Source organism: Pseudomonas sp. BN606 (assembly GCF_029873115.1).
In the GTDB taxonomy this organism is placed as follows: domain Bacteria; phylum Pseudomonadota; class Gammaproteobacteria; order Pseudomonadales; family Pseudomonadaceae; genus Metapseudomonas.
On sequence record NZ_SSOF01000074.1, the window covers coordinates 312,915 to 320,758 of the forward strand.

Sequence of the window (7,844 nt, forward strand, 5' to 3'; positions counted from 1 at the left end):
GGCCCCATGCCTGACCGGGCTGCGATTTTATTTGAGAACGGGATGCATTAAATCAGGAAAAGAAGGTTTTACCTTTTATTTACAGCGACACGGGCCCTGCACAAGGCAGGGCCCACGACTCGTCCGTCAGAACGAGTAGGTAGCGGTCAGGATCGCTGCTCGGGCATCGCCATATTCGATGGCAGAGGAACGCGCGTCGGTGCCGTTCTGCTGGCGCACGCGCTCTACATAGTCCTTGTCGAACAGGTTGTTCACGTTCAGCTGCAGGTCCAGCTCCTTGTTGACCTTGTAGCCGACCATAGCGTTGTGCAGCCAGTAGGCATCAAGCTTGGCGGTCGTGCTTGAGCTGACGTTACGCTCGCTGATGTAGCGGGCGCCGTACCCCAGGGTCCAGCCTTCCGGCAACTCGTAGGTCGTCCACAGGTTGAACGAGCGCGGCGGGGTGTTGCCCAGAGCCTGGCCTTCTCGAGCGATACCGGCAGCGGTGTCGGCGGCCTCGAGGGTCTCACTGGACTGGAAGGTGTAGTTGGCGAACACATCCCACTGCTCGGTGATGTGACCGGTCAGCCCCAGTTCCACACCCTCTACGCGCTGTTTGCCCGCCAGTTGGGTGGAGCCATCGAGCATGGTTTCACGCGCATTGGTCTTCTCGACGCGGAACAGTGCGCCATCGACCTCCAGGCGGCCACGCAGCAGTTCCCATTTGGTGCCCAGTTCCCAGGTTTCGTTCTTTTCCGGATCGAGGTTCTCGGTTGCAGCGGTCAGGCCGCCACCGTTGGAGGCGATGCCTTCGGCCGTGGGGTTGAAGGAGTTGCCCCAGGCCACGTAGAAGCGGCCATTCTCAACCGGTTTGTAGACCAGGCCTGCACGGCTGCTGAGCTTTTCGTCCTTGGAGGTAAAGCTGCCGTTCTGCACGTTGGTCGCCGAGAAGGTGTCGCTGTGCCCTTTGAACCAGTCGTAGCGCAGGCCGACGTTGAAGTCCCACTGTTCGCTCAGGGCGATGGTGTCGAAGACGTACAGCGCCTTGTCGTCCAACTGGTTCTCGGTGAAACCGGTGGTGGTCTTGTTGACCGGGCCAACCCAATGACCGGGCGGATTGCTCAGATCGTAGCCATTGGCCGGGAAGACGGGGTTGCCGAGACCATGGTTGTAGCTCTTGAGATCGAAGTCCTCGCGGGAGATCTCCGCTCCGGTTACCAGCTCGTGGCCAAGGCCGAAGGTGTCGAAGCTCGCGCGCAGGTTGGTCTGGTTGATCCACATTTCAGTCGTGGTGTCGCGGCCGGAAGCCTGAGGGCCCGCTGGACGATACCGGCCCGCCGGCACACCGGTGAGGTTCACGTGGGAGGCGGAGACGATGGTGTTGCGGTCGATACGGCTGTAGCGGGTCAGGTTCTGCAGACGCAGGCTGTCGCTGAAATCGTGCTCGAAGTTCGCGGTGAATGCACTCTGCTCGATTTCATCCTTGTCCAGGTTATCCCAGCCGAAGTAATCCTCGCGGCTGACGCCAGCGAGCTTCTTGCCATTCAGGGCCGGTACGCCGTAGTCGGGCAGGTTGTCATCGGTCTGATGGAAGGCACTCAGGGTCAGGCGGGTAGCGTCGTTGAGGCCCAGACGCAGGGACGGGGCAACACCCCAACGCTCGCGGTCAATCTCGTCGCGGCCGGGCACGTCGTTTTCATGGGCCATCAGGTTCACGCGGAAGGCGCTGTTGCTGCCCACGCCTTCCAGAGGTTGGTTGGCGTCCAGGGTGAGGCGATGGTAGTTGTCGGTGCCGAGGCCCCCACCCAGGGTGGTAAAGGCGCGGTCCATCGGCTGCTTGCTGATGATGTTGATGCTGCCGCCGGTAGTACCAGCGCCGCCGAACACCGAGTTCGGGCCTTTGATGACCTCGACCTGCTCGATGTTGAAAGTATCGGTACGGCTGGTCTGTGCGCTGTCACGCAGGCCATCGATCTGGATGTTGTTGTTCGCGGAGAAGCCGCGAATGTTGATGCTGTCGCCGGAACCACCGCCGCCCTCACCGGCGTTGAAGGTGATGCCGGATACGTTGGACAGCACCTGGCGCAGGCTAAGAGCCTGCTGCTCCTGGATCACTTCCTTGGGCACGACCGTGATGGTCTGCGGAGTATCCAGCAGAGGGGCGGTGTACTTCGCAGAGGAGGATTGCTCGACCTTGTAGGTTTTCTTGGCCGCCTTACCGTCGACGTTAACGGTGCCAAGTTCGAGGGCCTTGTTTTGCTCCGCAGCCAGAGCCAGGCCGGCGGTCGAGGCAGTGGCGATACCGATCGCGGAAGCAAGAAGAGCACGTTGCGGCAGGTTATTCTTTTTGATCATAAGAATCACTCCCCAGTGAATTTGAGGCGCGATTCTATTTGCGAACGTTTATCAGTAAAGTTTTTTGTGCTGACTTTACATACTCTTTACATTTCTCGAGACCTGGAACGGGATCACGAAGCAAGCTTATCTACCGCAAAAAACCTCAATCATGGCGCTATAGAAAGCAATAAATGCTAAAAAACTCGATCCATCAGAATCGATAATCTGCGCCAAAGCAATTTCGACTGATCAGTCACTTTTCAGCCTTGATACATGAACCGACCAACGCCTTGATCGGTATCAGCCAAGATCACGGTCTGTTTCAGGGCTGTCGTGTACCGCAGGGACGATTCAGCGCCAAACGAGTGAGGCGTTGATATCAGTCAGCGTGGAGCAGCCGGTAAGTGCCATGGCTACCTCCAGCTCGGTGCGCAGCAGATGAAGCACATGGGCGACACCGGCGGCACCCGCCGTAGCCAGCCCGTGAACGTAGGGTCGCCCGATCATCACTGCAGTGGCCCCCAGGGCAAGCGCCTTGAACACATCCGTACCGCGGCGTACGCCACCATCCAGCAGCAACGGCACCCTTCCCTGCACCGCCTGCGCGATGGCCGGTAGCACGTCGAGGGTCGCGGGCAGGCCATCCAGGGTGCGACCGCCGTGGTTGGATACCACCACGCCGGCCACGCCATGCTCCACTGCTCGCACGGCATCCAGAGGGTTCATCACGCCCTTGACCAGCACCGGGAGCCGAGTAATCGATTGCAGCCACTCAAGGTCCTTCCAGGTCGGCGCGCTGGCCAGCAGCGGGGTGCCGAACAATGGGCTGGACCCCGGCTGGGCGACGCTTGGTGGCAGACTGCGCATCCCCCTCAGGTTGACCGCCTCGACACCATCGGGAAGCGCGAACGCGGCTCGCTGCTCGCGGTTGCGCATGCCGTTCACCGGTGCGTCCACTGTCACCACCAGGGCTCTATAACCAACAGTTTCAGCTCGCCACACCAGCTCACGGGTGAACTCGCGGTCCGGCTGGATATAGAGCTGGAACCAGAGCGGTGTTTGCGCCGCCCGGGCGATGTCTTCCAGGCTGACACTGGCCTGGGTACTGACCACCAGCGCCGCGCCCATGGCCGAGGCGCCGAGCGCACTGGCCAGTTCACCATCGGCGTGAGCCAGCTTCTGGTAGGCCACCGGGGCGAGCAGGATCGGATAGTCGAGGTCGAGACCACAGAGCTGGAGTCTTGTATGCCCGCCGCGAAGATCGCCCAGCACGCGATTGAGCAAACGCACACGCTGAAAGGCGGCCTGGTTGTCGGCCAGGGTAAGCTCATCCGCCGCACCACCACTGAGGTAGGCCCAGGCCGAAGGCGTCATGCGCTCGCGGGCGAACGCCTCGTAGTCGGAGACAGCAGCAATATCGGCGGGAATCTGGGCAGTCATGGCGGCAGGCACTCCAGGCTCGGAACGAGCCGACTGATACTCGTTTGCAATTGAAAGTGGCGCCTATCTTACTGCCATGGGTTACCCCGAGGAACGGAGCCATACGGCCAGGGCGCAGAAACGACAAGGCCCGCCATGAAGGCGGGCCTTGTATGAAGCGCTCGATGGCTTACAGGTAGAAGGCCTTCAGCGGCGGGAAGCCGTTGAATTCCACCGCGCTGTAACTGGTGGTGTAGGCACCGGTGGACAGCCAGTAGAGGCGGTCTTCGGCGGCCAGGTTCAGCGGCAGGCCGTACTTGTAGTTCTCGTACATGATGTCCGCGCTGTCGCAGGTTGGGCCGGCGATCACCACTTCTTCCATCTCGCCTTTCTTCTCGACCCAGATCGGGAACTTGATGGCTTCGTCCATGGTTTCGATCAGGCCGGAGAACTTGCCCACGTCGGTGTAGATCCAGCGCTCGACCGCGGTACGCGACTTGCGCGCCACCAGCACGACTTCGCTGACCAGGATGCCGGCGTTGGCGATCAGGGAACGGCCCGGCTCCAGGATGATTTCCGGCAGTTCGTCGCCGAAGTCTTCCTTGAGGAAGCGGATGATTTCCTCGGCGTAGGTTTCCAGGCTGTTGGTGCGCTGGATGTAGTTGGCCGGGAAGCCACCACCCATGTTGATCATCTGCAGGGTGATGCCGTCTTCTTCCTTCAGGCGCTCGAAGATCACCTTGACCTTGGCGATGGCGGCGTCCCAGACGTCGATATCGCGCTGCTGCGAGCCAACGTGGAAGGACACGCCGTAAGGCACCAGGCCCAGTTGCTTGGCGAGGATCAGCAGGTCGAGGGCCATGTCCGGGTTGCAACCGAATTTGCGCGACAGCGGCCAGTCGGCCGAGGTGGAGCCCTCGGTGAGGATACGGACATAGACCTTGGCGCCCGGAGCGGCCTTGGCGATGTTGCGCAGGTCAGCTTCGGAGTCGGTGGCAAACAGGCGCACACCCTTCTCATAGAAGTAACGGATGTCGCGGGCTTTCTTGATGGTGTTGCCGTAGCTGATGCGTTCCGGGCCAACGCCGGTCTTCATCACCTTGTCCAGCTCATAGATGGAGGCGATGTCGAAGTTGGAACCCTTGTCGCGCAGCAGTTCGGTAATCTCGGTGGCCGGGTTGGCCTTCACCGCGTAGTAGACCTTGGCGAAGGGGAAGCAGCTGACCAACTGATCGTAGGAATCAGAAATGGTCTGCTTGTCGATCACCACGAACGGGGTTTCTTGCTTGTCGGCGAATGCCTTCATGCGCTGGAAAGTTTCGGGCGAGAAATAGTCTTCGACCTTGATCGACATGCGAGGGACTCCATATGGCAAAACAAACGAAAGTTGTTAGGGGTGGCCAGTGTTGCGTTGGACAACAGGCCTGAACGTCTGATCAGTTTCCCCACTTTGGTTCGCCTACTTCCCAAGGCATGTCGCCGAGGATCTTCAGTCGTTTCCGACATCAAACCTCTCGTCGTCAGTACTTGAGCCGGATGGATCGTTGCCAGCATGGACGTTCGGGCGCGAACTTTAGGACCACAGGAAGCGCAGATCAATCAAAAATTGCCGCTTTCTTGCATCCCTTTGTCGCATCACCAGTTGACTGTTTCGAATCCTCAACAAAACGTCATGGAATGCTGCACAGACCCGCATTTTCCTCTCGCCCGATGGGCGCCGCGAAGACCGTGAATACCGGTATAATCGCCGCCTTTTTTGACAGACCGACTACTCGTCGACGGATTCCATCTCAATGACCATCCAGGCCGCAGAAGTCGCGAAACGCCGCACGTTCGCGATCATCTCCCACCCCGACGCCGGTAAGACCACCATTACCGAAAAGCTGCTGCTGATGGGCAAGGCCATCGCCGTAGCCGGTACCGTGAAGTCGCGTAAATCCGACCGGCACGCCACCTCCGACTGGATGGAGATGGAAAAGCAGCGCGGCATCTCCATCACCACCTCGGTGATGCAGTTCCCTTACCGCGAGCACATGATCAACCTGCTCGACACCCCCGGCCACGAAGACTTCTCCGAAGACACCTACCGCACCCTGACCGCGGTGGACTCGGCACTGATGGTCCTCGACGGCGGTAAGGGCGTTGAGCCGCGCACCATCGCCCTGATGGAAGTCTGCCGCCTGCGCGACACGCCCATCGTCAGCTTCATCAACAAGCTGGACCGTGACATCCGCGACCCTATCGAGCTGCTGGACGAGATCGAAGCGGTGCTGAAGATCAAGGCCGCGCCGATCACCTGGCCGATCGGTTGCTACAAGGACTTCAAGGGCGTGTACCACCTGGCCCAGGACAAGGTCATCGTCTACACCCCGGGCCATGGCCACGAGCGCACCGAGATCAAGGTGATCGACAAGCTCGACTCCGACGAGGCCCGCGCCCATCTGGGCGACCTCTACGACAATTTCGTCGAGGAGCTGGAACTGGTGCAGGGCGCCTGCCACGAGTTCGACAAGGAAGCTTTCCTCCAGGGTCATATGACCCCAGTGTTCTTCGGTACCGCCCTGGGCAACTTCGGCGTCGATCAGGTGCTCGACTGCATCGTCGACTGGGCGCCGAAACCGCTGTCCCGTGCCACCCATGAGCGCAGCGTCGAACCCACCGAAGAGAAATTCTCCGGTTTCGTGTTCAAGATCCAGGCAAACATGGACCCGAAACACCGCGACCGTATCGCCTTCATGCGCATCTGCTCGGGCAAGTACGAGAAGGGCATGAAGATGCGCCACGTGCGCCTGGGCAAAGACGTGAAGATCGGCGACGCCCTGACCTTCTTCTCCAGCGAGCGCGAGCAACTGGAGGAGGCTTTTGCCGGCGACATCATCGGCCTGCACAACCACGGCACCATCCAGATCGGCGACACCTTCACCGAAGGCGAAGCGCTCGGTTTCACCGGCATCCCGCACTTCGCCCCGGAACTCTTCCGCCGCGTACGCCTGAAAGACCCGCTGAAGTCCAAGCAGCTTCGCCAGGGCCTGCAGGAGCTGGCTGAGGAAGGTGCCACCCAGGTGTTCTTCCCCGAGCGCAACAACGACATCATCCTCGGCGCCGTGGGCGTGCTGCAGTTCGATGTGGTCGCCAGTCGCCTGAAGGAGGAATACAAGGTCGAGTGTGCCTACGAGGCGATCAACGTCTGGTCGGCACGCTGGATCGAATGCAAGGACGAGAAGAAGCTCAAGGAGTTCCAGGACAAGGCCTTCGAAAACCTTGCCGTGGACGGCGGCGGCCACCTCACTTACCTGGCCCCGACCCGCGTGAACCTCAGCCTGATGGAAGAGCGCTGGCCGGACGTGAAATTCCGCGCCACCCGCGAGCACCACTGAAGACGTAAACCTGTGGGAGCCAGCTTGTTGGCGAATCGGAACATCCCTTTCGCCAGCAAGCTGGCTCCTACATCGGGCTCCCTTGCCCCTCTTGAAGCCCTGAGCAAACCTCCGTGTTTTCTTCGTAGGGAGCGCAATGGATGCGCTATCAAGGAAGGAACCTGCGCAAAGGCCGCTTCTCCGAGCCCGGCCGAATCTACCTGCTGACAACCGTCACTCATGAGCGAACGCCCGTGTTCGCACATTAGAGTTCCGGCTGCCTGGTCGCCCGGGAGATTTATGCCATGCGGAATGGACACTCGCTGGAAACCCTCGCCTGGGTATTGATGCCTGACCATCTACATTGGCTCGTCCAGCTGCAGTCCGGAACCCTGGAACAGCACGTCAGGCGACTGAAGTCCCGCTCGGCGATTGCCTTGAATTCAATGAAGAAAAGTAGCGGGCGTGTGTGGCAGAAGGGTTTTCATGACCATGCCCTTCGCAGAGAGGAAGACGTGCGGACCGTGGCCCGCTACGTCGTTGCCAATCCCTTGCGTGCTGGTCTGGTGGAGAAGTTGGCGGACTATCCGTTCTGGGACGCAATCTGGTTGTAGGAGCGAGCTTGCTCGCGAACCTCACCTACGCCATTCGCCAGCAAGCTGGCTCCTACAACCGAGCCCCGCATGCCCCTGTAGGAGCGAGCTTGCTCGCGAACCTCACCTACGCCATTCGCCAGCAAGCTGGCTCCTACAA

4 protein-coding genes and 1 pseudogene are annotated in these 7,844 nt (G+C 60.3%); 2 read left to right on the plus strand and 3 right to left on the minus strand.

The features are described from left to right. Positions 1–126: 126 nt before the first annotated feature. The 3 genes from E8E75_RS17135 to E8E75_RS17145 all read right to left on the minus strand — a co-directional run bounded on the left by E8E75_RS17135 (position 127) and on the right by E8E75_RS17145 (position 5,089). Positions 127–2,334 (minus strand): TonB-dependent siderophore receptor, encoded by a 2,208-nt coding sequence (locus E8E75_RS17135; protein WP_153922217.1) that lies wholly within the window; start codon positions 2,332–2,334, stop codon positions 127–129. A 333-nt stretch (positions 2,335–2,667) separates the two neighbouring features. Continuing rightward, entirely contained in the window at positions 2,668–3,756 is a 1,089-nt protein-coding gene (locus E8E75_RS17140) for an alpha-hydroxy acid oxidase (protein WP_153922214.1), read from the minus strand. Positions 3,757–3,925: 169 nt separating this feature from the next. Then, entirely contained in the window at positions 3,926–5,089 is a 1,164-nt protein-coding gene (locus E8E75_RS17145) for a type III PLP-dependent enzyme (protein WP_120652940.1), read from the minus strand. Between the two features lie 439 nt (positions 5,090–5,528). Here E8E75_RS17145 and E8E75_RS17150 point away from each other — a divergent pair, with 439 nt between their 5' ends. Both E8E75_RS17150 and E8E75_RS17155 read left to right on the plus strand, forming a co-directional pair. Continuing rightward, a complete protein-coding gene (locus E8E75_RS17150; RefSeq protein ID WP_120652941.1) occupies positions 5,529–7,112 on the plus strand; it encodes a peptide chain release factor 3 in 1,584 nt (527 codons plus the stop codon). A 140-nt stretch (positions 7,113–7,252) separates the two neighbouring features. Further along, positions 7,253–7,705: pseudogene (locus tag E8E75_RS17155) on the plus strand (transposase). Positions 7,706–7,844: the final 139 nt, after the last annotated feature.

Excerpts from the sequence above, each read along its gene's own strand:
- E8E75_RS17135 (WP_153922217.1), bottom strand. The coding sequence starts at position 2,334 with ATGATCAAAAAGAATAACCTGCCGCAACGTGCTCTTCTTGCTTCCGCG.
- E8E75_RS17140 (WP_153922214.1), bottom strand. The coding sequence starts at position 3,756 with ATGACTGCCCAGATTCCCGCCGATATTGCTGCTGTCTCCGACTACGAG.
- E8E75_RS17145 (WP_120652940.1), bottom strand. The coding sequence starts at position 5,089 with ATGTCGATCAAGGTCGAAGACTATTTCTCGCCCGAAACTTTCCAGCGC.
- E8E75_RS17150 (WP_120652941.1), top strand. The coding sequence starts at position 5,529 with ATGACCATCCAGGCCGCAGAAGTCGCGAAACGCCGCACGTTCGCGATC.